Consider the following 22,122-nt stretch of genomic DNA (forward strand, 5'->3'; position numbering starts at 1 on the left):
CGAGCCAAGCCTGTCGTGCCAGGCCGCGCCGGCCGCACGTCCGCCGTGTTCTCTCCCCTCCCGGCGTTACCCCGCATTCGCCAGCGGGCGATGCGGCATGCCCCGGTAAAGCAGAGCCCTCTCCCGCTGGCGGCGGGTAGAGGGCTCTGCCTTTCTTCAACGGTATTCGGAGGGCTCAGCCCATAGCTGCCAGACGCTTGGCCTCAGCCACGATCTCCGGCGGCTGCACGAGAAACGCATCCTCCAGCTTCTTGGCGAATGGCACCGAGCAGTAAGGCGCGCCGAGACGGCCGACGGGAGCCTTCAGCTTGCCGAACAAGGTTTCCTGCACGGTCGCCGCGATCTCCGCCCCCGGGCCGAAGTTGCGGCCTGCTTCATGCACTACCAACAAACGCCCCGTCTTCTCGGCCGAGGCAAGGACGGTCTCCTTGTCCCACGGCGAGATCGTGCGCAGGTTGATGACCTCCACCGAAACGCCCGCCTTGCCGAGTTCCTCCACCGCCTGCATCACGGAGAACATCATCTGGCCGTAAGAGACGATGGTCAGGTCGCTGCCTTCGGTGACGACCTGCGCCTTGCCAATGGGAATCGGGCCCTGATTTGCCGGAGTCTCCATCGGCACGAACAGTGTCTTGCCGCTCTCGATGATCATTACCGGGTCCGGGTCCTGGATCGCGGAGAGATAGAGGCCCTTGAAGTCTGCCGGAGTCCAGGGAATCACCACCTTGATGCCTGCGGTGTGGCAGAACCACGCCTCGTAGAAGTCGGCATGCTGTCCCGCTGTCTGGTTGCCCGCACCGGTCAGAGTGCGGATTACCATCGGCACCTGGCTCTGCCCGCCCGACATGAAGCGCAACTTGGCCGCATGGTTGACGATCATGTCCATCGCCACGGTCGTGAAGTTCATCAGCATGATCTCGGCGACCGGCTTGTAGCCAGCCATGGCCGCGCCGATGGCCGCGCCGATGATCGCCTGTTCTGCAATGGGAGTGGAGCGCACGCGCATGTCGCCGAATTTGGTCGAAAGGCCACGTGTGACCCCGATCACGCCGCCGCCTTCCCTATCCGCGACGTCCTCTCCAAGGACGATCACCTTGGGATCGGCTTCCATGGCCTCGACAAGCGCGGCGTTGATAGCCTGCATGCCGTTCATCTTCACCATCTCGGCGGTCGACTTTTCGAGTGTGTCGGTGCTCATGCCGGAATCTCCTCTGCGAATACGTCGCGGCGCAGTTCGTCGACGCTCGGGAATTCACAGGACTGGGCGAACTCGATTGCGTCCTTCACTTCGGCTTCGATGTCCGACTTCATCTGCTCCAGTTGCTCCTCGGTCGCGACTCCATCGTCGATGAGCTTCTGCCGGAAGCGCGGCATCGGATCGAATTCGCGCGCAGCGTCCTTCTCGCCCGGGTTCATGTACTTGTCGTCGTCGCCGAAGACGTGGCCGAAGAAGCGGAAGGTTTTGCATTCCAGCAAAGTCGGGCCCTCACCCGCGCGCGCCCGCTCAATGGCGGCATAGGCATGGGCGTAGACGTCCAGCGGATCGTTGCCGTCGACGGTGTAGCCAGGCATGCCATAGCCCACCGCGCGCTTGGAGATCTGATCCACAGCGGTGGCGTTCTCGTAGCGGGTGTGTTCCGCAAAGCCGTTGTTCTGGCACACGAAGATGACCGGCAGTTTCCACACACCAGCCAGGTTCAACGCTTCATGGAAGGCGCCGATGTTGCTGGCACCGTCGCCGAAATAGGCGACCGTAACCTGCTTCGTGCCATCAAGGAGTGCCGCCCACCCGAAGCCATTCGCAATCGGCATTGAGGAGCCGACGATGCCTGTCGTCACCATCACACCTGTTTCAGGATGCGTCAGGTGCATCGGCCCGCCCTTGCCCTTGCAGGTACCGTCGACCCGGCCCGAGATCTCGGCCCAGAGCGGACGCAGCGGCATATTCTTGGCGACCATGTCGTGAATGCCGCGATAGATCGTGCAGATCTTGTCGTCGTCGTTCAGCAGCACCGAGATAGAGGCTGGGATCGCCTCCTGACCGCGCGCCGAATAGTAAGGCGCGGTGATACGGCCCTGACGGATCTGGGCTCGTGTAAACTCGTCATTGCGCTCAATTCGCAGCATGCGACGGTATATGTCGAGTTGCGTCGCGGCATCCGGCGATGCCCGGTTTGTCAGGGTCTGGCTCATGGTCCCTCTCTCATTGCCTCCGTCTCGTGAACTGGGCTGAAGTCTCGGGCAGTAGTCTTACGGCCTGAGGACGCGAGGGCAAGGCGATGCGTACCCCGTCACAAGGCAAGCATCGCTCCGGCGCTTGCATAAGAGGATCGAGGGCTTTCAACTGGCCTTTGTTCTCAAGCTTTCTACGCTCTGCCTGATGGAGGCCGCTGACGCGCGCCTCCGCGGAATGGCGCTTTGAGGCCCAAGAGTGTTCAACTGGAGACGAGCGATGAGCCAGGCACCCTACAAGGTCACACCGATCTTTGACGAGACGACGCTTCCCGAGGCGATCCGCAACGAGCACCGGACAAAGGCAGGCACCTGGGGCCTGCTACGCGTGCTTGAAGGCGCAGTAACGCTCGTCTTCATCGACCCTGCGCGCGAGGTGGCGGTGAGCAAGGACAGGCCCGCCCCCATCCCACCCGAAGCCCCTCACTTCGTGAAAGTGGATGGCCCGATGAGGCTGCAAGTGGAGTTCTATCGCGAGCAGCCCTCGACGCAGTAGGCCTCCAAGCCTGACGCACGATCGCTTGGCGGCGCCAGCCTTGGGCCTGCACCAGGCCGAGGGGCGCCTCAGGTCGTTCCGGACGGATCTGAGGCAGCTTCCGAAGGCGCGGCCTGAGCGGCGCGGCTTGCCATATCCTTCTCAAGCTCGGCCGCCTTCGAGTTGATCGTCTTCTGGGCGCTTGCGTAGCGCTCCTCAAAGCTCGGCTCCTGCTTGCATGCGGACAGCGCCGGGAGGGCGACAAGCACGCAGACAGCAAGGCGACAGATCCGCTTGGCCATCAGTAGTTCTTCTTCAGACGCACGTTGAGGCTATTCACTCCCGAGCCGCCAGCCTGGCTCAACACCGAGAGCCAAGGGGTCAGGCTGACTTCCAGCTGCGTGGCGGTAAAGCCCCGGGCGTCCGTGATCAGTTCAACGTAGATGTCGTCAGTCAGGTACTGTCCTGCGGCCAGCGAAGTGCCTCGGCCGTTCGTCTCGTCAGGCCCGAGGATACGCAGCCGATCGATGCCGGTGGCAGAGCGCAAGGTACCTAAGGGATTCAAGCCACCACCTGAGCCGCGCAGAGAGTTCAGCGAAGAGGCGAGTTGCACTGCCTGGATCGTTGAAAGGTTCGCGATGGAGCTGCCGAACAGGATGCGAGCCATGATCTCATCCTGCGGCAGGGACGGAGTCGAGGTAAAGGTGATCTCCGGGTCCATCGCCCGTCCGCCCACGTTCACGTTGACCGTGACGTCCTCGACCTCCTCGGTCGCCACTACGCGAATAGTGGGATTGATGGTGTTGCCGCCGTTGAACGCGATGAGGCCTTGAGTCAGCTCGAATGAGCGCCCAGCGAAGCCCAGCGTACCGCGAATGAGTTCCACCTGGCCCGCGAGCCGAGGCTCCGAGCTGGTCCCGCTGATCGCGAGATCCGCTCGCCATTCGGACTCCAGTCCCATGCCGGACACATACAATTGCTCGGGCGCGACAAGCTCAAGGTCGAGCCTGATGGAAGAGAAAGGGCTGCCAGAGGGTTGCGCAGGCTCGTCGCCAGTGATGCGCTGCGGACCGCGCGGCGGCTTGAACCGAACGCCGGTCAGCCTGGGCACCTCGGCAGCACCCTCACGGATAATCCGGTAGCGCGTCTCTGGCAGGCGAAGCTGGCCTGCGAGCAGAGGCGCCTCCCCTGCAGTTTTCGTCAATCGTAAGCTACCGGTGGCGCTGGCAGAAAGGCCTTCGCTGCGGGCGAGGCGAGCATCCCTCAACTCGACAGCAATATCCATAGGGTACCCGGCTTCGGCTGCGAGGCTTACCCGGCCGCTGGCGGTGATCGAACCGTCTCCTGCGCGTGCCGTCAGGTTCTCGATCTGTAAGCTGTTGCCGGTGAAGCGCCCCGCCAGATTCATCCGCGTCAGCTTGGTGCCATATGTCAGGTTCTCGTACGTGAGGTTCTGCCCTCGCACCACGCCATTCAGGCAAGGATCCTGCACGCGACACGTAAAGTCTGCCGCCAGGCCGATCGGTCCCGAAAGACGCTGATCGGTGAGTCCGGCAAAGGAAAACAGTGTATCGGCGGGGCCGTTATAGCGGATGCCACCACCCAACGGCGCGCTCAGCAACCGTTCAGTCCAGGAGCCAGCACTCGGCCCGAGAGGCCGCAAGGAAGCGACGACCCGTCCGATCACCGTCCCACGGCGACGCATCACCGCACGCGCTTCTCCGCCGTCCGGAAGCAGCTTCCCGACAAAATTGATGTCGATAGGCTGGCTGACCGAAGCGGCCGTGGTGCGCGTGAAGTTGTCGAGGTGCAGGCGCGCATCGGCGCGGGGAAATGCGTCGGAACTCGCCTGAGCGAAATCCAGGCTGCCGCTCGCGCTGCCGCCGATGCCGAAGCCGGGAACGAAAGCATTGATGAGCGCCAAGTCTACGTCCTCGAGCCGGCTCTGCAACTTCATGCCCTCGCCGTAGCTCCCAGCCAGCTTCACATTGCCGCCGCCGAAATTGATCTGGGTGGGCAGAAGTTCGTAAGCGCCGTTCTTGGGAACGATCCGGGCCGGCGTCACTGTGCGAACATCGATCCCGCGCACGCGACCGGCCAACGCGACCCGCCAGAGTTCCGGCTGCAAGTCAGCGTTGGCGCTCAGACGGAAGGGGACGCCGCTTGTCCCTTCCACAAGGGCTTTCGCCTGTCCGCGCCCATTCTGGTAGTCGACGAGCACCCGGGCCGCCGCGATGTTGAAGCCGCCTACCCGCGTTCCGGCCAATTGCGCATCAGCGATAATCAGCGGCTGGTCGTAAAGGATCGCCTTGCCATCAATGATCGCCGATCCGATCGCGAGATCGGCCGGACCGGCAAAAACCGTGTTGCGTGCCCGAAGATTGAACACGACCTCCTGGTACTTGCCTTCAGCGTCGAGCCTGAGCAAACCGCCCAGTCCGTTGCCACTCGCAACAAGCTTGCCCGTGAACGGTCCGGCGGGTGTCTGGACGATCCTGCCTGTCAGATCGACGCCCGAGAGATTTGCGCGGTTCACCTGGATGGCCAGCGCACCGCCCGTCTCAAGTATGACGTCGGCGGTGAGCGGACCATAATCCGTGTCGCTCGTGAGATTCAGGCGATACCCCCCCCTGACGCCGTCAATGCGTGCATCAACATTGGCGAGACCGAGGCCGAGATCCGGACGCTCCGCAGTGATGCGCGCATTCGGATCTGCAATCGTTCCTGCGACCCGTACTCCAATCCGTCCATACCGATCCGAGGTCCCCTGCGCATTGAGGACGATCCGGCCGTCGGGAGAATAGGCGCCACTGCCGCCGACGATCCGCAGGTCCGGCGCCTCCAGCCGCAAGCCGGAGAAGCGAACAACACCGTCCGAACCATAGTTCACGCGCGATGAAGCCACGAAGTTGCCGCCCAGATAGGTCTGAAGAGTCTCGTTCAGTAACCGGGTCGAGCGCGCCCGGACCGTTCCCTGGAGGGCATAGCCACTTGCCTGCGCCTTCAGATCCATGTCGGTCTGGATGTTGAAGATGCCGACGCTTTCGAGGCGGTAGTTGTCGATCCGCCCGTCGATTGCGCCGGTATACAGGCCCTCGCTCATGTCCGCGAGGAGAATGACGTTGGCGTCGATCCGGTCTGAACGGAGCCGCATATTGTCCGAGAGAATACGCGGGCCGTCGATCGCCACATCGCCATTCAAGCGAACGTCGGTGAGGGTTCCGCCTGCCACCGTGTCGAGCCCGGTGATCCGTTGCACCCGGGCGTTCACCGGGATGAGGATGCGATCCGCATCCACGCGCGCGGCACCTGTAGCGCTAAAGCCCACCAGTCCGATATCGTCCATCACCAGACGCGCAGCATTCAACGCGTATTGGACTTTCGGCGTCGCAAAAGCGCCGTCGAGGGTGAGAAGCGCACGCACCCCCGCGCCGCGCAGGTTTTCCGCCAGTGCCGCGGGCTTGTGCAGGACGAAAGCGAGCTTCAGATCCTCGAAGCTGTTGTCCGACAGGTCGACAATGCCATCCGGCGTCAGCGTGAACGCATCGCTGTATATGCGGCCGGAGAGTTTTGCCCGTCGCTCATTGAAAGCCGCCGTAACGTCCAGGTTCGTGACGGGTCCAAGCAAGCTCGCAGTGGGACCGCTCACCAGCCGAGCGATCCGCGTCGGGCCGCGCAGCGTGAACGTACCATCGCGTGCAGCGATGCCGATGCGAGCAAGTTCACTGCCGCCGAGATTGGCTGCCAGCTTTCCGTTCCAGCTTGCCCAGTCGCCCCTGCCCTTCACCTGCAGCGCGAGCGGTTGCTGGAGCCCGGCGAGCGTTGCAATCACGCCACCGGCGGGCGCATTGACATCAAGGTCGATGGCCAGCCGGTTCTGTTCCGGAACAGCATCAAGCTTGATCCGGAAGCGATCGCCGCCGGCAACACCTTGTGCCGCAACAGTGCCGCCTCGCGCGTTGATCTGAGCGCGCCCGTCGGAGATGTGCGCCTGCGCCTCAATGGAGGCGATCCGCCGCGCTCCCGTCACCGGCTCGGCAATCACGAACCGATCAACTTTCAGCCTGCCTATGTCGATGTCGATGTCGGGGAGCAAAGGCTCGTTGGGGTCGGGCGGCGGAGTTTCGCGGAACTGCGGTGTCCGCCGCAGGATCATGCGCTCAGCTGTGGCCGAGCGGACATCGACATGATTGTTGAGGTACTCGAAGGGACGCCAATCGATCACAACTCGAGGAGCAAAGAGGAACTCACCCTTGGGATCCCTCACGGAAAGATGGTGCAGGACCATCTCGCCGTAGAGATTGCCTTCGATACGTCCCACCTGGATCTTCATGCCGTTCTCGAACTCGAGTGCGGCAATCTGGTCTGCGACGAAGCGGCGGCCAGGACCGGTGTTAAGGCCCAGAACAATTGCGGCCACCAACACCACCAGGCCGATCACGGCCGCAGCGATGGTCTTCGCGATGCGAGGGCCCCAGCCACGGCGGCGGCGCTCGACGACCTCCACTTCGGCCGACTGCCCTTCGTCGGCTGCCGAGGATGTGGTGTTTGTGGGATCGGCCATCAGAATGCCTGCCCGATCGAGACGTAAACGTTGATCCGTGACTCACCCGGACGGCGGTCGAGCGGGGTGGCGACGTCGACGCGGAGCGGTCCGAAGTTGGTGTAGAAGCGCCCGCCGATACCCACACCGTAACGAAGGTCGGAAAACTTGGGCGTCGTGGACTCATACGATTGCCCGACGTCGAGGAAGGCGACGACGCCGTAGTTGCCAAAGCGATAGCGGCCTTCGATCGAACCCTCGTTCAGACTTCGCCCGCCGATCGGATCGCCATTGGGATCGAGCGGCCCCAGCTTTTGAAAGCCAAACCCGCGAACAGACCCGCCTCCGCCAGAATAGAAACGGCGGGACGGGGCAATCTCTGATCGCTCCGCTCCCTGGATTGTGCCGACGCGGGCTCGCCCAGCGAGGACAAAATCGTCGCTCACCGGAAAATATGCGGAGGCATCAAGGCGCGCCCTCACGTAGGGCGTGAAGTCACCCTGCAGCGAACCTTCGGGCTGCACCAGGCCGGTTACGCGAAACCCTCTGGTGGGGTTCAACAGATCATCCGATGTATCGTAGCCCAGCTGACCGTTCAGTGCCGCGATGTAGAACGTGCGCCGACGACGCTCTCCGACGCTAAAATCGTACTCGCGCTCTGCCGTGCCAAGCAACTCTACGCCGTAGGCGTAAGTGATCCTCTTCTGCCAGATCTGGGTCGAGTCATAGCTGACACGAGCGGCAACACGCCCAGTCAAAGCATTGTAAGCGTCGTAGTCGGTTCGCAGCCCTTCCGCGAGCAATTCGAAGGTGCGGTCCCGCCTCCCGGCGTTGGCGCGGCGGAACGTCACGCCGGCACCCTGCTCCTGTGTGCCCGCCACGCCATGGACGATGAGAGCACCTTCAGGCGGGAACATGTTACGATGGGTCCAAGTCGCCTCGAGAGTGAAACCCTGCCCTGCTGCGTAGCCCGCGCTGCCGGCAATCGTGCGCGGCGGCCCGGCGTCCTGCTTTACGAGCATCGTCACGTACTCAGTGCCCTCCGGAGCGGCTTCCCCCGTGGGCTGCGGCTCAGCAGAGACGGTGGAGAAGAGGCCCGTCGCCACCAAAGCCTTGCGCAGGTCGTCCACCTTGCGGCTGTCATACAGCTCGCCGCGCTCGAAGCGCGCCAGCGTCTCCACATGCTCAACGCCGAAGGCCAGATCGCCTTCCGTTTCGAAGCCACCGAAACGCGCTCGGGGCCCGACCTTGACCGGCAAGGTGTAGACGCCCTCCCCGGTTGTCTGATCCAGCAGAATATCCCGCTCGCGGATTTCGGCGAATGGATAGCCATTTTGCGGCAGAGTCAACGCGACCTGCGCCTCCGCGCCCTGAACTCGCTCAGCAACAATGGGATCGCCAACTTGAAGCGCCAGATTGTCAGAGATCAAGCCGGGCGGAACCGTGGGCTCTGCCTCAACATTGATCTCCGCGAACGTGAACCGCTTGCCCGGCGTGACGTCGATGACAGCTGTCATCGGCAGTGCCCCCTCGCCCTCAGATCGGTCCAGCCGCGTACGAACCTGCGGATTGTACCAGCCTTCCGAGGCGAGGATCGTCTTCACCAGATCGCTGTCCTCGGTAAGCCGAGCCGATAGCATGGCGGTGTTCGCCGCCTCGCCATCAGCCTTCTCCAACGCGGACAAATCCTCGAACATGTCCGCCAGGTTCGCGTCGGTCTGATCGTCGGCCGCAGCCAAGCCATTGACCTCTACCACATAGGTCACCCGGCTGTCGGCTTCGTCGGCCTCCTCCTGTTCTGCAAACTGGACAGGCGAGACCTCGAATTGCTCAAGCGGTGGCAGCGGCGCAGCCAGCTCGGCATCGCGGACCGGAGCATCGCCGATCTCCTCGACTGAATCTTGGTCCGCCAGCGCCGGGGCTCCGGCAGGAAGCGCCTCTCCCTCAGCTGCAGGGGAATTGGCTTGCTCGGCAAGGCGCCGCTCAAAAACTTCTATGGACTCCAGCGGCTCCATAAGCTCCGGGTCATCCTCGGCGCTCAATTCCGGCACGGCGCTGTTGAACTCCTCAGCCGTTATGATCGGCTCCACTTCGGGGAGCGGCGCATCCGGCGGGGGAGGAGGCACTGGCACCGCGCCTGCCCTAAGCGCCTCGTCCGAAACCCCGCCTGCCTCAGCGCCTTCGCCAGGCAGCGACTGCTGAACCACGTCGTCGCCTTGCGTCTGCGCGCGCGCGGGAGCGCTCAACAGCGCGAGCCCCACTGTGACCGTCGCTGCGCCGGCCAGCCAAAACCCCGAACGCTGCAGTGTGGAACCTTGGCGGCTTCTGGCGATTAGCTCTGGCATGCCGTGTGGTATGCAACACCCCCCATCCGAAGCGAGCTACATCTCGCCATCCAGGTTCCGTAATCGTCTGTGCAGGATCATAGTTCCCGTAAGCAAGGAGGATTTTGCGTGACCGAGACTGCGGACCAGAAACCGGTCGATCCCGGCACCACCGCTGCGTCGCCATGGTCCATGCCGCGCAGGGCATGGATTCAGGTGCTGAAGCGTGTCTATGTGATGATTGGCTTCCATGAGCTTGCGCTGCTGGCTGCCGGCCTCGCGTTCTATGTATTCCTCGCCATCACACCTTTAATCGCCGCCACCGTCATGATCTATGGCCTGGTTGGCGACCCTGAGCGCGTGCGGCAGCAGATGGATGCGATAGTGGACGTCGTTCCCGCTGAAGCGGCCCGCCTGATCCAGGATCAGCTTCTGCAAATCGTCACCACCAGTACCGGCGTAACGGGATTTGCACTGATCATAGCGCTTTTCTTTGCGATCTTTGGCGGCATGCGCGCTGCAAGCGGAATGATCAGCGCCCTTAACATCATCAACGAGGAGCATGAGACCCGCTCGTTTATCAGCCTGACTCTGCGCGCAGCAGGACTGACTGTGGCGGCAGTATTCATCGCTCTGACCGGTGTACTTTCCGGCGGTGTATTCGCGTGGCTGCAAACACAGACGTCGGTGTTCCTCGGCGGAGCGACCGCGACGCTGATAAAAAGTCTGACGTGGGTGGCCGCTATCGCCCTTGGAACGGCAGGTTTTGCACTGATCATGCGCTACGGGCCCGATCGCCGGCCCGCAAAGTGGCGTTGGCTCACACCCGGCTCTTTGCTGGCTACGGTGCTGTGGATCGCCGTATCGTTCGGCTTCTCTCTGTATGTTGCTTATATCAGCGACTACAACGCCACTTATGGCTCCCTCTCGGCCATCGTCGTTTTCCTGATGTGGCTGTTTCTGTCAGCCTATGGCATACTCCTGGGCGCCCTGCTCAACGCGGAGATTGAACGGCAGACCTACTGCGATACGACCGCAGGGCCGTCCATGCCGCCAGGGCAAAGGGGCGCAGTTCTGGCCGACGTCATCGATGACCACGTTCCGTCCCAACAGGCGCTCGAAAAGCGCAAACAGCGCCACGCCGCCAAAGCCCGCAGCAAGGCTGATGAAGCGCCGGAGCCAGCCTGAGCGTTCGGTTCCTCCGCGCGGCAAGCGACACCCCTAGGCGAGCTTTGAAAGAGTGATGCTGCTTGGCCAAGAAGAGAGGCGGGCGCCGCATCGCCGCTGCGATGACACCGAAGACTGGTTGATGCCCGAGCGCAGGGCGGCATAGCTGCAAAGTCGGAGGGGCTCTGCGCCCGGACAATGAAAGGATCAGGATCATGAGCGACGTTCTGGGTTATGCAGGTAAGCGCGTCATCGTCAGCGGCTGCTTCTCGGGCATGGGGCAAGCCACGGCCAAGCTTCTTCTGGATCTGGGAGCGGAAGTGCACGGTTTTGATTACAAAGACGTGGACCTGCCCCTGGCTTCGTTCAATAAAGTTGACCTGCGCGACCCGGCGTCGATTGAGGCTGGCGTAGCCGCGGTTGGCGGCAAGGTCGACGCGCTCTTCAATTGCGCCGGCCTTCCCGGCGGCGGTGGCTTTCCTCCGATCGACACAATGAAGGTCAACTTCCTCGGCACCCGACACCTCACTGAGCAGGTCGTACCGCTCATGGGCAACAAGGGGGCAATCGTCTCAATCGCATCGACGGGTGGTCTGGGCTGGAGCCGCCGCATCCCGGTTCACATGCAGCTTCTGCAAACGCAGGGCTTTCAGGCGGGGCTCGACTGGTGCGAAGCCAATGCGGATCAGGTTGCGGAAGGCTATGCCTTCTCCAAGGAGGCCGTGATCGTCTGGACGCAGTTCATGGGTGCGCAACTTATCAAGAAGGGCATCCGCATCAACTGCTCCCTCCCCTCACCCACGCAGACGCCTATGATGGCAACGTTCCATGCCACCTCCGGGAAGGAAGTGGTCGACGCTGCAGCAGAGCCGCTTGGCCGCTACACGACGGCTGAGGAGCAGGCCGGACCGCTGGTGCTGATCAACTCCGATCTGGCCAGCGTGGTCAACGGCATCGTGCTGCCTGTAGATGGCGGCTTCATGGGCGGACTAGCCACCGGGCAGGTCGACATCTCGAAGATGATGAGCGCCGGCAAGAAGGAAGGCTAGACGCGACCACTCGCCGCTATCGCGCGTTTCTGACTACATCAGAACAGGTCTGTCGGGGAGAGCTCGGCAGACCTGTTTTCGCTGCAGGAACTCACATCCACACACCACCCTTGCCTGCAATGTGAATGCCACCTAAAGCGAGCACATCAAAATGTGATGTGAGCGCAAGAATGGCTACCGACCTAATCGAAAAAGTCCGCAAGCTTGTAGCGGAAGGCTCGATGAGCCGCTCCGGACTCGCCCGCGCTGCGGGGCTTCACGCCAACACCTTGCGTGACTGCACCGAGCCGGACTGGAATCCCACTGCGGAAACGCTGAACAAGTTGGAACGGGTTCTCCTGTCCAACGAGGACAGGCAAGTGCTCGTCCCAATCGAGGAAATCATCGACGAGGCCCGCAATGGCCGGATGTTTATCCTGGTTGATGACGAGGATCGCGAGAATGAAGGCGATCTGGTAATTCCTGCGCAGATGGCCACTCCCTCAGCCGTCAACTTCATGGCCACGCATGGTCGCGGACTCATCTGCCTTTCGCTGACGTCGGCTCGCTGCGAACAGCTGGGTCTTGAAGCGATGAGCCCCAAGAATGGGACGCGGCATGAGACAGCATTCACTGTCTCCATCGAGGCACGCGAAGGGGTAACGACGGGCATCTCTGCCGCCGATCGCGCCCGCACGATCAGCGTCGCAATCGATGGCACCAAGTCACGCGATGACATTGTTACGCCGGGCCACGTTTTCCCTCTGCGCGCCCGCGACGGCGGTGTCCTCGTGCGAGCCGGCCACACGGAAGCGGCGGTCGACATTTCTCGGCTGGCTGGTCTCAATCCTTCCGGCGTCATCTGCGAGATCATGCGCGATGACGGCACTATGGCCCGGATGGACGACCTGGTCACATTCGCCCGTATGCATGATCTGAAGATCGGAACTATCCGGGACCTGATTGCTTACAGGCGCCGCCACGACCGGATGGTCGAGAAGAAGGCCGACCTCACCTTCCAAAGCCGCTTTGGCGGACAGTGGACAGCGCGCACCTACTTCAACAAGGCCACCGGCGAAGAGACCATGGCTTTGGTCAAAGGCCGGATCGATCCAGAGCAGCCCACGCTGGTGCGAATGCACACGCTTTCGATTTTCGCCGACATCCTGGGTGAGCACCAAGGGCCGCGAAGCGACCTCCTGCACCGTTCCATGGAACTCATCGGAGAAGCGGGAACCGGTGTGATTGTGCTGATCAACCGCCCGATGTGGAGCCTCATGTCACGTTCGATCGACATCAAGCAGCGCGTGCGGGCCGGTGAACAACCGGACTTGGGCGAACTGCGGGATTATGGTGTAGGCGCGCAGATCCTTGCAGAGTTGGGCGTGCATGACATGATTCTGTTGACCAACACGCACCACTCGCTTGTGGCACTGGAAGGATATGGCCTCAACATCGTTGGCGAGAAGCCGATCGATGCAGGAGACGAACATAATGGCTAAGTTCCTCATCGTCGAAGCTCGGTTCTACGATCATCTGAACGACATGCTGATTGCCGGCGCCCGGGCTACGCTCAAGGCGGCAGGTCACAAGAGCGAGACGATTACGGTGCCCGGCGCACTTGAAATCCCGGGTGCTATCGCGCTTGCCGAAGCGACGGGCGACTACGACGGCTTCGTTGCGATCGGCGTCGTCATTCGCGGTGAGACCTACCACTTCGAGATCGTTGCAGGTGAGAGCGCACGCGGCATCCTGGCCATGACGATGGACGGGGTTGCCATCGGCAACGGCATCCTTACCGTGGAAAACGAGGCTCAAGCGCTGGTGCGTGCGGACCCCGAGCAGAAGAACAAGGGCGGAGAGGCAGCGCAGGCTGCGATCGCGCTGCTGGAACTGAAGGAAAGATTTGGTGGATAGCAACGATCCGGTCGATCACCCCTGTCTTAGCGGAATCCGTCTCGTGTTGGGCGGCAACGTTTTCGGTTGGACGATTGACCGTGATCGTAGCTTCGCCGTGCTCGACGCCTTCTACGAGGCCGGCGGTCGCATGATCGACACCGCAGAAGGGTATTCCGCCTGGGTACCCGGCCATGAGGGCGGAGAATCAGAGGCCGTGATCGGAGCCTGGCTTGAGAGCCGCGGAGTCCGCTCCGAGATGCGCATCGGAACGAAGACCGGCATGGGCGGCCCACCCGGCGCGCTCAAGCCGGAGGCCGTGGCGAGCGCCTTACGCGGCTCTCTTGAGAGACTGCGTACTGACTACGTCGATCTCTACTACATCCATAGAGACGATCAGGTGACGCCTCTTGATGAGGTTGTCTCTGCCTTCAATGCGCCGCTTCAAGCGGGCAAGATCCGCGAACTAGGCGTCTCCAACTACGCACCCGCTCGCCTGACCGACTTGAATGCAACCGCAGACCGGATGCAGCTTCGGCCGTTCACCGCCGCCCAGCCCTTGTGCAACCTCGTCGCGAGGCAAAGCTACGAGGGCGCACTGCAAGATCTCTGCGTAAGTCAGGGCGTTGCTGTCATGCCCTATTACGGCCTTGCTGCAGGCTTCCTCACGGGCAAGTACAACAGCGCTGCCGACTGGAAAGGAAGCCCTCGCGCCTCCTCACTCGATGAAGCCTCAGCGAACGGCGGCTGGAGCATACTGGAGAGACTGCGCGCGCTTTCCCAGGATGTGGGCGCCTCCCCTTCCCAGATCGCACTCGCATGGCTTAACGCACAGCCTGGCATCGCAGCACCGCTGGCAAGCGCCACAAGCGTGACGCAGGTCGAGGAACTCGCACGTGCTGCCACTTTGGAACTGGATGCCGAGCAACTCAGACGGTTAGGCTAAACAAAGCGTTGTGCCCCAAGTCGCGTTTGCCGGTGCAGCGGATACACTTTCTTTAATATCTCTGTCGCACACTGCTTGAAAACAGTACACGGAGAAGATCGTTCCACTCAGTGAGTGGGAAAGGCATACCAGGCTTCGGCCGATCGAGTAAGATCGGTTTCGGTTCTTAAATCACGTATAAATGTCTCCGGATAAATCCGGGTCGCAAAACAAAAACACGGTTCACATCAGTGGATGGCCGCAGTAGCCCTGCTCTGCGTCATGGAGACTTACGAAGTGGCTAGTCATTCGCACATTGAAAAACTGGATCAGTCGCTGAAGTCCTGCCTCGATGAGCTGGACCAACTCGACGCCGCCGTCGCCGCAGCACATCTGGAGGCGGCACTCCATGCCTTTCGCCGACAATTCGCTGTGAAGGCCGAACCCTTCAAAGCGGAGTAACCTCGCCAAGACGCCTGGTACTGCATCGGCCTATAGTTACTCCAGAGCGGACCAGCTCTCAGCCTGCGCAAACCAGTTCTGTTCGCAACAGGCGTTTCGCAGGAGGGGCACTAAGACGAGGCGTTTTACTCATGCATGTGGATCCAAGCCGCAGTTTCACGGCTGCGAACGGAGCGGTGTGCGCATGGCAGTAGCGGAACATGTCATGCGCAATCGAGCCAAGGCGATGCGCCTGATCGGTATAGCAAACGATCTGCTCGCCATGGCTCGCGAATTGGAAATGACGACGCACGCGGACCCAAGCGGCACCTTCTCTCGAACGGATGGTAGTTCTGCACCCCAGCCTGGCAACCATGACCATCCTATCTGGGTCGAGCTCGCCCGGCAGACTTACGATGACCGCCGCAGGCGCAGCAAGATCTTCCAGACGGACGAGCTATTCGGCGAGCCGGCGTGGGACATACTTCTCGACCTCTTCATCGCGGCGAAGGAGCGACGCCGCGTGTCAGTGACCAGTGCCTGCATCGGTTCCGCTGTACCATCGACGACCGCCCTACGATGGATCTCTATCCTCGAGCGCGAGGGTTTGCTGACTCGTGAGGCGGATCCGGGCGACGCGAGGCGGGTCTACGTCCGCCTAAGCCCCAAGGGCTACGAGGCCATGCTGGAGTACTTCTCTGCCTCCAGCCGTTCCGTTGTGCTGCTGGATGATTGCGCGCCCGAAGCGGCGCGACGCCGCTGAGCAGGCTTTGCCACCAGCCTCAGTCGGTTGATCGCTAAAAGGACTGGCCGCGACGCCAGGGGACCCGCAGCCTTGCGGTAAGCGCCGCACGCTTGTAGAGCACGCGCCAACTCCCCTCTCCTGCCAAGTTCCCAGAGGATCCTCGATGGCCGCCCAGTACGCCTATGTCATGAAGGGCATGACGAAGACCTTCCCCGGTGCACAAAAGCCGGTGCTCTCCGATATTAGCCTGCAGTTCTATCAGGGTGCCAAGATCGGCATCGTGGGCCCGAACGGCGCCGGCAAGTCCACCCTCATGAAGATCATGGCGGGTATCGACCGAGACTACACGGGCGAAGCTTGGCCCGGAGAGAATATCACCGTTGGCTATCTTCCTCAGGAACCGGAACTCGACCAGAGCAAGACGGTCCTCGAGAACGTGAAGGATGGCGCCCGCGAAGTGGCCGACATGGTCGACCGCTTCAATGCGATTTCCGCCGAAATGGGCGATCCGAAAGATGATACCGACTTCGACGCGCTCATGGAGGAAATGGGTACGCTCCAGGAGAAGATCGACGCGGTTGACGGCTGGACGCTGGACAACCAGCTTGAGATCGCAATGGAGGCTCTCCGCTGCCCTCCGCCAGATTGGTCCGTCGCCAGCCTTTCAGGGGGTGAAAAGCGCCGGATCGCCCTTACTCGCCTGCTGATCCAGAAGCCTTCCATCCTCCTGCTGGACGAGCCGACCAACCACCTCGACGCCGAAAGTGTCGAATGGCTGGAGAACCATTTGAAGGAATATGCGGGCGCGGTGCTGATGATCACCCACGACCGTTACTTTCTGGACAATGTTGTGGGCTGGATCCTTGAGCTCGATCGCGGGAAATACTTCCCGTATGAAGGCAACTACTCAACCTACCTGGAGAAGAAGGCCAAGCGCCTCGAACAGGAAGAACGCGAAGAGTCGGGCCGCCAGAAGGCGCTCCGAGAAGAGCTTGCGTGGATTCGGCAGACGCCAGCCGCACGCCAGACAAAGAGCAAGGCGCGCATCCGCAAGTTCGAGCAGCTTCAGGAAGCACAGAGCGACCGGCGGCCCGGAAAGGCGCAGATCGTCATCCAGGTACCTGAGCGCCTCGGCGGGAAGGTGATCGAGGCAAAGAATATCTCAAAGGCCTACGGAGACAAGCTGCTCTTCGAGGACCTTTCGTTCCTGCTGCCGCCGGGTGGCATTGTCGGTGTCATCGGACCGAACGGCGCTGGTAAGTCGACTCTGTTCAAGATCCTCACCGGAAAGGAGCAACCGGACTCGGGCGAGATTTCGATCGGCGAGACCGTGCATCTGGGTTACGTCGACCAGAGCCGCGATCATCTCGATCCAAAGAAGAACGTCTGGGAAGAAATTTCGGACGGACTCGATTACATGAAGGTCAACGGCCACGACATGTCGACCCGGGCCTATGTCGGCGCCTTCAACTTCAAGGGCGCGGATCAGCAGAAAAACGTCGGCAAGCTCTCCGGCGGTGAGCGGAACCGCGTGCACTTGGCAAAGATGCTGAAAGAGGGCGGCAACGTTCTGCTCCTCGACGAGCCGACCAACGACCTCGACGTCGAAACACTTGGCGCGCTAGAGGATGCCATCGAGAACTTTGCAGGGTGCGCCGTGGTGATCAGCCACGACCGTTTCTTCCTCGATCGTCTTGCCACACACATTCTGGCGTTCGAAGGCAATAGCCATGTCGAATGGTTTGAGGGCAACTTCGAAGCATATGAAGAAGACAAACGCCGTAGGCTGGGCGATGCAGCTGATCGTCCTACGGCATTGGCATACAAGAAACTGACGAGATAACATCGCCTGCGTGACATCGGTCTGCCGTTCATCTGTCATTGAAATCAGATGAACGGAAGACCGCGCTGCAGTTCAGTGCTCCGACAGCGGAACTGCGCTAAGACCTGTCAATGGACAGGCCGCGATCGCCGTGCGACCCGTCCCTTCGGAGAATGGGACAGATGGCAAAGAATGGAGCAGGTGGCGGACTCTTGAGGCACTCAGCCAGCTTAGGCGCGTTAGCTCTCGCTGCGATGGCGATGAGCTTGCCTGGCTTGGCGTCGGCGCAAGACCAATCGCGGGCCCTCAGGGAAGCTCGTGAAGCGGCCTATGAACGTAACGAGCGCATGCGTGCGCCGGATACGCGATCACAGCGCCCTTCCTCGCAAGCAGATAGACACAACAGCACGACAGCTGGTTCTCGACAACGTGACCGAGGGGAGTGGCGGCGTGGTGACGTTTCTGGTCGTCCGGATGCTCGTCCACAGAGTGAGTGGCGTGAGCGATACCAAGCTCGCGAAGGGACACGCTCATCAAGAGAGGAGCGCCAGGACCGGAGTGGCACGCGGTGGTCAGATCGCGAAGACGGTAGATCGCGTGAGCGCTGGCGCACCCAGAGCGACGGATATGACGCCCGGCAGGACAGGCGCAACCGCCCCCAAGCGAACACCTGGGGCAGGCATGATCAAACGTGGCGCTCCGCGTCACGGGACAGGCGCGACTGGGATCGGGGGTGGCGCAGCAACTCTCGGTACGACTGGTCAGGTTACCGCACGCGCAATCGCAGTGTCTTCCATGCCGGCCGCTACTATGCACCACATGCGAGTTACCGTTATCGCCGCATTGGCGTAGGGTTTACCCTGGGGGCCTTCTTCTATGGGCAGCGGTACTGGATATCCGATCCTTGGTCCTATCGCCTTCCAGATGTCTATGGCCCCTATCGCTGGGTCCGCTACTATGACGATGTGCTGCTAGTGGACATTTATTCAGGCCGGGTGGTCGACGTCGTGCATGACTTCTTCTGGTAACACTCTCACCCTACAACGCTGATCGGAACCCCCGCGCGCCCCTTCGCGGGGGTTCTGCTATTCGTCGCGAGCAGAGACGGCGCCCTAGGCTCGCGTAAAGGCCGCTGCCTTGCGTAGTAGCTGGTAGGCCTCGACGACCTGCCGCAGCTTCCCTTCCCTCGAACGATCTCCCCCATTGTGGTCGGGATGAAGCTGGCGCACCAACGCGGTGTAACGACGGCGCAGAGTGGCCCGGTCTGCATCGCCTTCAAGGCCCAATGTGGCCATCGCCCGCTGTTCTGACGGTGAGAAACGGCCGACGCTTCCCGCATGTTGCCGGCGCTCTCGCACATGCGCCCTTGCACGGGCATTGATCGCCTCGAGGGGATCAGAGAAGTCCGCCCAGCGGGGCACATCATCGACACCGGCATCGGGCCGGAAGGGGCGCCTCGAGGAAGCCCATCCATGAAGCGGCGATTGGGCTTCGAAGATCTCTTCCGAACTCATGCCTTCGAAGTAATCGTACCTGGCGTTAAACTGCCGCACATGTTCGAGGCAGAACCAGCGAAAATCGCCCGGTCCATCAAAGCTGGGCGCGCGAGGGCCAGGCGCACGAAACTCGCCACCCTCGTCGCATCCAGGCCACCCGCACAAACGTCCCGTCGACTCGAACCTACCGTGAAATCTCTGTTTGCTCACCGGCTTTCAGATGGGTGACAGATGCCCTAAATGGAAGACATGAACGGACCGATAGCCCAAGAACTGCGACAGCGTCTCACAGACGCCTTTGCCCCGACACAGCTCGAGATCATCAATGACACGGCTCAGCATCATGGGCACGCCGGAGATGACGGTAGCGGCGAGTCCCACTTCACAGTGGTAATCGAAAGCGCTGCCTTCGCAGGCATTTCCCGGCTCCAGCGGCAGAGAATGGTCAACGCTGCTCTGGGTGATCTGCCTGGACAGCGGGTTCATGCGCTGGCCATCCGCGCCCGCGCACCTGGCGAAGGCTAAAGCGGTTCTCAACGCAAAGTTCTGCCGTACCCTCATCCTCAGGCCTTGAACGTGTGGCGAGTTGCCCTTTTCCCAGTTGACGCCTAAGGCGCGCACGATGCCAAATCCGCTGATCTTCGCTGTCCCGAAGGGCCGAATCCTTGACGAGGCGCTGCCGCTGATGGCGCGCGCCGGGGTCGTCCCGGAACCGGAATTTCACGACAAGAAGTCGCGCGCGCTGTCGTTCGCTTGCGAGGATGCGGATATACGCCTCATCCGCGTGCGGGCCTTCGACGTCGCCACCTTCGTGGCACATGGTGCTGCGCAAGCCGGTATTGTCGGCTCCGACGTCGTGGAGGAGTTCGCATACTCGGACCTTTACGCGCCGGTCGATCTCGACATAGGTCATTGCCGCCTTTCAGTAGCCGAGCCGGCAGGGCAGGTCTCGGGCGTGCTGCCTTCGCACCTTCGCATCGCGAGCAAGTACCCCAACCTCACGCGCCGCCATTACGAGCAGATTGGAGTGCAGGCGGAGGTGGTAAAGCTGAATGGCGCAATGGAGCTTGCGCCAAGCTTGGGCTTGTCCAGCCGGATCGTCGATCTCGTGTCGACCGGACGTACTCTTCGCGAGAACGGGCTTGTTGAAACGAGTACGATCCTTGAGATTTCGGCGCGTCTGATTGTCAACCGCGCTGCCCTGAAGACGGATGGCCGTGTCGGCCAACTGGTCGAGCGTTTCCGCACCCTGGTCGCACAACAGAAGGCTACCGCCTGATGCAGCGGCTCTCTACTCGGGACCCAGAGTTCGAGAAAGCGTTTGCCCGTCTCGTACGGGAGCGGCGCGAAAGCGATGAGAATGTAGCTCGCGATGTGTCTCTCATCCTTGCAGACGTTCGCAACCGCGGTGACGAGGCGGTGGCGGAACTGACGCAGCGGTTCGATGGCCACGATCTGAATGGAGATTCCTCCTGGCGTATCGAGCTTTCAACCTGCCGAGAGGCGTTCGACGCGCTTAATCCTAGCCTTCGCGCAGCGCTTGAACTCGCCGCGGAGCGCATCCGCGCCTATCATGAAGCCCAGCGTCCGGTAGACAGGGACTTCACGGACGAAGCTGGCGTGAGACTGGGCGCGAAGTGGACCGCGGTGGATGCCGCGGGCCTATATGTTCCTGGCGGACGCGCCGCATACCCGTCTTCGCTCCTTATGAACGCCATCCCTGCGAAGGTCGCAGGGGTCGAGCGGTTGGTTGTGGTCACCCCGTCACCCAAAGGGGCGATCAATCCGCTCGTCCTGGCGGCGGCGCATCTGGCCGGCGTGGACGAGATCTGGCGCATTGGCGGAGCTCAGGCGATTGGTGCCCTCGCATATGGCACGCAACGCATTCGCGCCGTCGACGTGATCACCGGCCCTGGCAACGCCTGGGTGGCTGAAGCAAAGCGGCAACTCTACGGTGTCGTCGGCATCGACATGGTTGCCGGCCCGAGCGAGATCCTGGTCATTGCCGATGCCAAGAACGAGCCGGAATGGATAGCAGCCGATCTGCTGAGCCAAGCGGAACACGATCCGTCCTCGCAATCGATACTGATCACCGACGACCCGGTCTTCGCAGACACTGTGGCGGATCGCGTCGGGGTAGAAATCTCGATGTTGCAGACTGCCCGGGTGGCCGAGCAGAGCTGGAAAAAGCACGGCGTGATCATAGAAGTAGGCAGCCTTGACGAGGCGCCCCGCCTCGCGAATGCGCTTGCGGCCGAACACGTCGAGATCGCAACTGATGACCCGGAGGCCCTTTTCGCCCGCATCCGGCATGCAGGCAGCGTCTTCCTCGGGCGCCATACCCCCGAGGCAGTCGGTGATTACGTGGCGGGGCCCAACCACGTTCTTCCCACCGGACGTCGCGCCCGGTTCGCGTCCGGCCTTTCGGTCCTGGACTTTATGAAACGGACCAGCTTCATCCAACTGAACGAGCAGGCGCTGACTGCCATTGGCCCCGCAGCCGTGGCCCTGGCGGAAGCCGAGGGGCTTCCCGCACATGCGCGCTCTATCGAAACAAGGCTCGGAATATGAAACCCAAGTCAAAGGCGCGCGCAGCCGCCCGCCTGGCTGCCGTTCAGGCGCTCTATCAACACGAAATGGAGAATACGCCTCAGGCGCAGCTGTTAGACGAGTTCCACCGCCATCGTCTCGGCGCAGAGATCGACGAGGATCAGTATGCGGACGCAGAGGTCGCTTTCTTCGACGATGTGGTGAAGGGGGTGCTCGCCCGGCGCGACGAGATCGATGCACTGCTTACAAGCAAGTTGGCGCAGGGGTGGTCACTCGCACGCTTGGATCGCACTATGCTTCAGATCCTTCGCGCAGGTACATGGGAGCTTCTGGCTCGACCGGACGTGCCCACCGGCACCGCGATAAACGAGTACTTGGATGTGGCGCATGCTTTCTTCGAGACGCGAGAAACCAAGTTCGTCAACGGTGTGCTCGACGCGGTCGGCAAGCAGGTACGCCAGTAACCGCTGGCCGGTCG

General features: G+C 61.8%; 21 protein-coding genes. 15 read left to right on the plus strand and 6 right to left on the minus strand.

From position 1 onward, the window contains the following. Nucleotides 1-175: 175 nt before the first annotated feature. Together ABUH87_RS11845 and ABUH87_RS11850 are read right to left on the minus strand one after the other, a co-directional pair. On the minus strand, nt 176-1,198 hold the full coding sequence (locus tag ABUH87_RS11845; RefSeq protein WP_367773866.1) for an alpha-ketoacid dehydrogenase subunit beta: 1,023 nt from the start codon (nt 1,196-1,198) through the stop codon (nt 176-178). After that, the gene (locus tag ABUH87_RS11850; RefSeq protein ID WP_367773874.1) at nt 1,195-2,193 is read right to left on the minus strand and encodes a thiamine pyrophosphate-dependent dehydrogenase E1 component subunit alpha; all 999 of its coding nucleotides are present in this window, start codon (nt 2,191-2,193) and stop codon (nt 1,195-1,197) included. The genes ABUH87_RS11845 and ABUH87_RS11850 overlap by 4 nt, the downstream gene beginning before the upstream one ends. A gap of 259 nt (nt 2,194-2,452) precedes the next feature. Here ABUH87_RS11850 and ABUH87_RS11855 point away from each other — a divergent pair, with 259 nt between their 5' ends. After that, nucleotides 2,453-2,728 carry a TehB family protein gene (locus ABUH87_RS11855; protein ID WP_367773877.1) on the plus strand — a complete coding sequence of 92 codons (276 nt, stop codon included), beginning with the start codon at nt 2,453-2,455 and terminating at the stop codon, nt 2,726-2,728. Nucleotides 2,729-2,796: 68 nt separating this feature from the next. On the opposite strand, the gene ABUH87_RS11860 is transcribed toward ABUH87_RS11855, so the two are convergent. From ABUH87_RS11860 to ABUH87_RS11870, 3 genes are read right to left on the minus strand one after another with little or no spacing between them, the layout of a single operon-like run. Further along, a complete protein-coding gene (locus ABUH87_RS11860) occupies nt 2,797-3,009 on the minus strand; it encodes a hypothetical protein (RefSeq protein ID WP_367773879.1) in 213 nt (70 codons plus the stop codon). Next, nucleotides 3,009-7,271: a translocation/assembly module TamB domain-containing protein gene (locus tag ABUH87_RS11865; protein ID WP_367773882.1), complete on the minus strand. Its 4,263-nt coding sequence runs from the start codon at nt 7,269-7,271 to the stop codon at nt 3,009-3,011. Before ABUH87_RS11865 ends, ABUH87_RS11860 begins: the two co-directional genes overlap by 1 nt. Continuing rightward, nucleotides 7,271-9,595: an autotransporter assembly complex protein TamA gene (locus ABUH87_RS11870; RefSeq protein ID WP_367773891.1), complete on the minus strand. Its 2,325-nt coding sequence runs from the start codon at nt 9,593-9,595 to the stop codon at nt 7,271-7,273. The genes ABUH87_RS11865 and ABUH87_RS11870 overlap by 1 nt, the downstream gene beginning before the upstream one ends. A 108-nt stretch (nt 9,596-9,703) precedes the next feature. Between ABUH87_RS11870 and ABUH87_RS11875 the strand changes: the two genes are divergently transcribed. The 10 genes from ABUH87_RS11875 (at nt 9,704) to ABUH87_RS11920 (ending at nt 18,626) form a co-directional block, all read left to right on the plus strand. Continuing rightward, on the plus strand, nt 9,704-10,762 hold the full coding sequence (locus tag ABUH87_RS11875) for a YihY/virulence factor BrkB family protein (RefSeq protein WP_367773893.1): 1,059 nt from the start codon (nt 9,704-9,706) through the stop codon (nt 10,760-10,762). Between the two features lie 194 nt (nt 10,763-10,956). Beyond that, the gene (locus ABUH87_RS11880; protein ID WP_367773895.1) at nt 10,957-11,790 is read left to right on the plus strand and encodes a coniferyl-alcohol dehydrogenase; all 834 of its coding nucleotides are present in this window, start codon (nt 10,957-10,959) and stop codon (nt 11,788-11,790) included. 170 nt (nt 11,791-11,960) lie between these two features. Then, nucleotides 11,961-13,271, plus strand: coding sequence for a 3,4-dihydroxy-2-butanone-4-phosphate synthase (gene ribB, locus ABUH87_RS11885; RefSeq protein WP_367773898.1), 1,311 nt, complete (start codon nt 11,961-11,963; stop codon nt 13,269-13,271). Then, the gene (gene ribH, locus ABUH87_RS11890; RefSeq protein WP_367773901.1) at nt 13,264-13,686 is read left to right on the plus strand and encodes a 6,7-dimethyl-8-ribityllumazine synthase; all 423 of its coding nucleotides are present in this window, start codon (nt 13,264-13,266) and stop codon (nt 13,684-13,686) included. The genes ribB and ribH overlap by 8 nt, the downstream gene beginning before the upstream one ends. Then, a complete protein-coding gene (locus ABUH87_RS11895; RefSeq protein ID WP_367773903.1) occupies nt 13,679-14,611 on the plus strand; it encodes an aldo/keto reductase in 933 nt (310 codons plus the stop codon). The genes ribH and ABUH87_RS11895 overlap by 8 nt, the downstream gene beginning before the upstream one ends. A gap of 234 nt (nt 14,612-14,845) precedes the next feature. Continuing rightward, entirely contained in the window at nt 14,846-15,052 is a 207-nt protein-coding gene (locus tag ABUH87_RS11900; RefSeq protein ID WP_367773905.1) for a hypothetical protein, read from the plus strand. A 184-nt stretch (nt 15,053-15,236) separates the two neighbouring features. Beyond that, nucleotides 15,237-15,794 carry a MarR family transcriptional regulator gene (locus tag ABUH87_RS11905; RefSeq protein WP_367773907.1) on the plus strand — a complete coding sequence of 186 codons (558 nt, stop codon included), beginning with the start codon at nt 15,237-15,239 and terminating at the stop codon, nt 15,792-15,794. 145 nt (nt 15,795-15,939) lie between these two features. Further along, on the plus strand, nt 15,940-17,619 hold the full coding sequence (gene ettA, locus ABUH87_RS11910; RefSeq protein WP_367773909.1) for an energy-dependent translational throttle protein EttA: 1,680 nt from the start codon (nt 15,940-15,942) through the stop codon (nt 17,617-17,619). A 330-nt stretch (nt 17,620-17,949) separates the two neighbouring features. Further along, on the plus strand, nt 17,950-18,450 hold the full coding sequence (locus ABUH87_RS11915) for a hypothetical protein (protein ID WP_367774197.1): 501 nt from the start codon (nt 17,950-17,952) through the stop codon (nt 18,448-18,450). Between the two features lie 8 nt (nt 18,451-18,458). After that, a complete protein-coding gene (locus ABUH87_RS11920) occupies nt 18,459-18,626 on the plus strand; it encodes an RcnB family protein (protein WP_367774193.1) in 168 nt (55 codons plus the stop codon). Between the two features lie 84 nt (nt 18,627-18,710). Here the strand turns inward: ABUH87_RS11920 and ABUH87_RS11925 are convergent, their stop codons facing one another. Beyond that, a complete protein-coding gene (locus tag ABUH87_RS11925) occupies nt 18,711-19,112 on the minus strand; it encodes a J domain-containing protein (protein WP_367773912.1) in 402 nt (133 codons plus the stop codon). Nucleotides 19,113-19,343: 231 nt separating this feature from the next. Between ABUH87_RS11925 and ABUH87_RS11930 the strand changes: the two genes are divergently transcribed. The 4 genes from ABUH87_RS11930 to nusB all read left to right on the plus strand — a co-directional run bounded on the left by ABUH87_RS11930 (nt 19,344) and on the right by nusB (nt 22,108). Next, entirely contained in the window at nt 19,344-19,619 is a 276-nt protein-coding gene (locus tag ABUH87_RS11930) for a BolA family protein (protein WP_367773914.1), read from the plus strand. A gap of 97 nt (nt 19,620-19,716) precedes the next feature. Continuing rightward, on the plus strand, nt 19,717-20,373 hold the full coding sequence (hisG, locus tag ABUH87_RS11935; protein ID WP_367773916.1) for an ATP phosphoribosyltransferase: 657 nt from the start codon (nt 19,717-19,719) through the stop codon (nt 20,371-20,373). Further along, nucleotides 20,373-21,665, plus strand: coding sequence for a histidinol dehydrogenase (gene hisD / locus ABUH87_RS11940; RefSeq protein ID WP_367773918.1), 1,293 nt, complete (start codon nt 20,373-20,375; stop codon nt 21,663-21,665). The genes hisG and hisD overlap by 1 nt, the downstream gene beginning before the upstream one ends. Next, the gene (nusB, locus tag ABUH87_RS11945; protein WP_367773920.1) at nt 21,662-22,108 is read left to right on the plus strand and encodes a transcription antitermination factor NusB; all 447 of its coding nucleotides are present in this window, start codon (nt 21,662-21,664) and stop codon (nt 22,106-22,108) included. The genes hisD and nusB overlap by 4 nt, the downstream gene beginning before the upstream one ends. Nucleotides 22,109-22,122 lie beyond the last annotated feature (14 nt).

The sequence above is a fragment of the Novosphingobium rhizovicinum genome, from assembly GCF_040813635.1.
Lineage (GTDB): Bacteria > Pseudomonadota > Alphaproteobacteria > Sphingomonadales > Sphingomonadaceae > Novosphingobium > Novosphingobium rhizovicinum.

Bases quoted from the DNA above. Each gene is read 5' to 3' on its own strand.
- ABUH87_RS11845 (WP_367773866.1), bottom strand. From the start codon at position 1,198: ATGAGCACCGACACACTCGAAAAGTCGACCGCCGAGATGGTGAAGATG.
- ABUH87_RS11850 (WP_367773874.1), bottom strand. From the start codon at position 2,193: ATGAGCCAGACCCTGACAAACCGGGCATCGCCGGATGCCGCGACGCAA.
- ABUH87_RS11855 (WP_367773877.1), top strand. From the start codon at position 2,453: ATGAGCCAGGCACCCTACAAGGTCACACCGATCTTTGACGAGACGACG.
- ABUH87_RS11860 (WP_367773879.1), bottom strand. From the start codon at position 3,009: ATGGCCAAGCGGATCTGTCGCCTTGCTGTCTGCGTGCTTGTCGCCCTC.
- ABUH87_RS11865 (WP_367773882.1), bottom strand. From the start codon at position 7,271: ATGGCCGATCCCACAAACACCACATCCTCGGCAGCCGACGAAGGGCAG.
- ABUH87_RS11870 (WP_367773891.1), bottom strand. From the start codon at position 9,595: ATGCCAGAGCTAATCGCCAGAAGCCGCCAAGGTTCCACACTGCAGCGT.
- ABUH87_RS11880 (WP_367773895.1), top strand. From the start codon at position 10,957: ATGAGCGACGTTCTGGGTTATGCAGGTAAGCGCGTCATCGTCAGCGGC.
- ribB (WP_367773898.1), top strand. From the start codon at position 11,961: ATGGCTACCGACCTAATCGAAAAAGTCCGCAAGCTTGTAGCGGAAGGC.
- ribH (WP_367773901.1), top strand. From the start codon at position 13,264: ATGGCTAAGTTCCTCATCGTCGAAGCTCGGTTCTACGATCATCTGAAC.
- ABUH87_RS11900 (WP_367773905.1), top strand. From the start codon at position 14,846: ATGGCCGCAGTAGCCCTGCTCTGCGTCATGGAGACTTACGAAGTGGCT.
- ABUH87_RS11905 (WP_367773907.1), top strand. From the start codon at position 15,237: ATGGCAGTAGCGGAACATGTCATGCGCAATCGAGCCAAGGCGATGCGC.
- ettA (WP_367773909.1), top strand. From the start codon at position 15,940: ATGGCCGCCCAGTACGCCTATGTCATGAAGGGCATGACGAAGACCTTC.
- ABUH87_RS11925 (WP_367773912.1), bottom strand. From the start codon at position 19,112: ATGAGTTCGGAAGAGATCTTCGAAGCCCAATCGCCGCTTCATGGATGG.
- ABUH87_RS11930 (WP_367773914.1), top strand. From the start codon at position 19,344: ATGAACGGACCGATAGCCCAAGAACTGCGACAGCGTCTCACAGACGCC.
- hisG (WP_367773916.1), top strand. From the start codon at position 19,717: ATGCCAAATCCGCTGATCTTCGCTGTCCCGAAGGGCCGAATCCTTGAC.
- hisD (WP_367773918.1), top strand. From the start codon at position 20,373: ATGCAGCGGCTCTCTACTCGGGACCCAGAGTTCGAGAAAGCGTTTGCC.
- nusB (WP_367773920.1), top strand. From the start codon at position 21,662: ATGAAACCCAAGTCAAAGGCGCGCGCAGCCGCCCGCCTGGCTGCCGTT.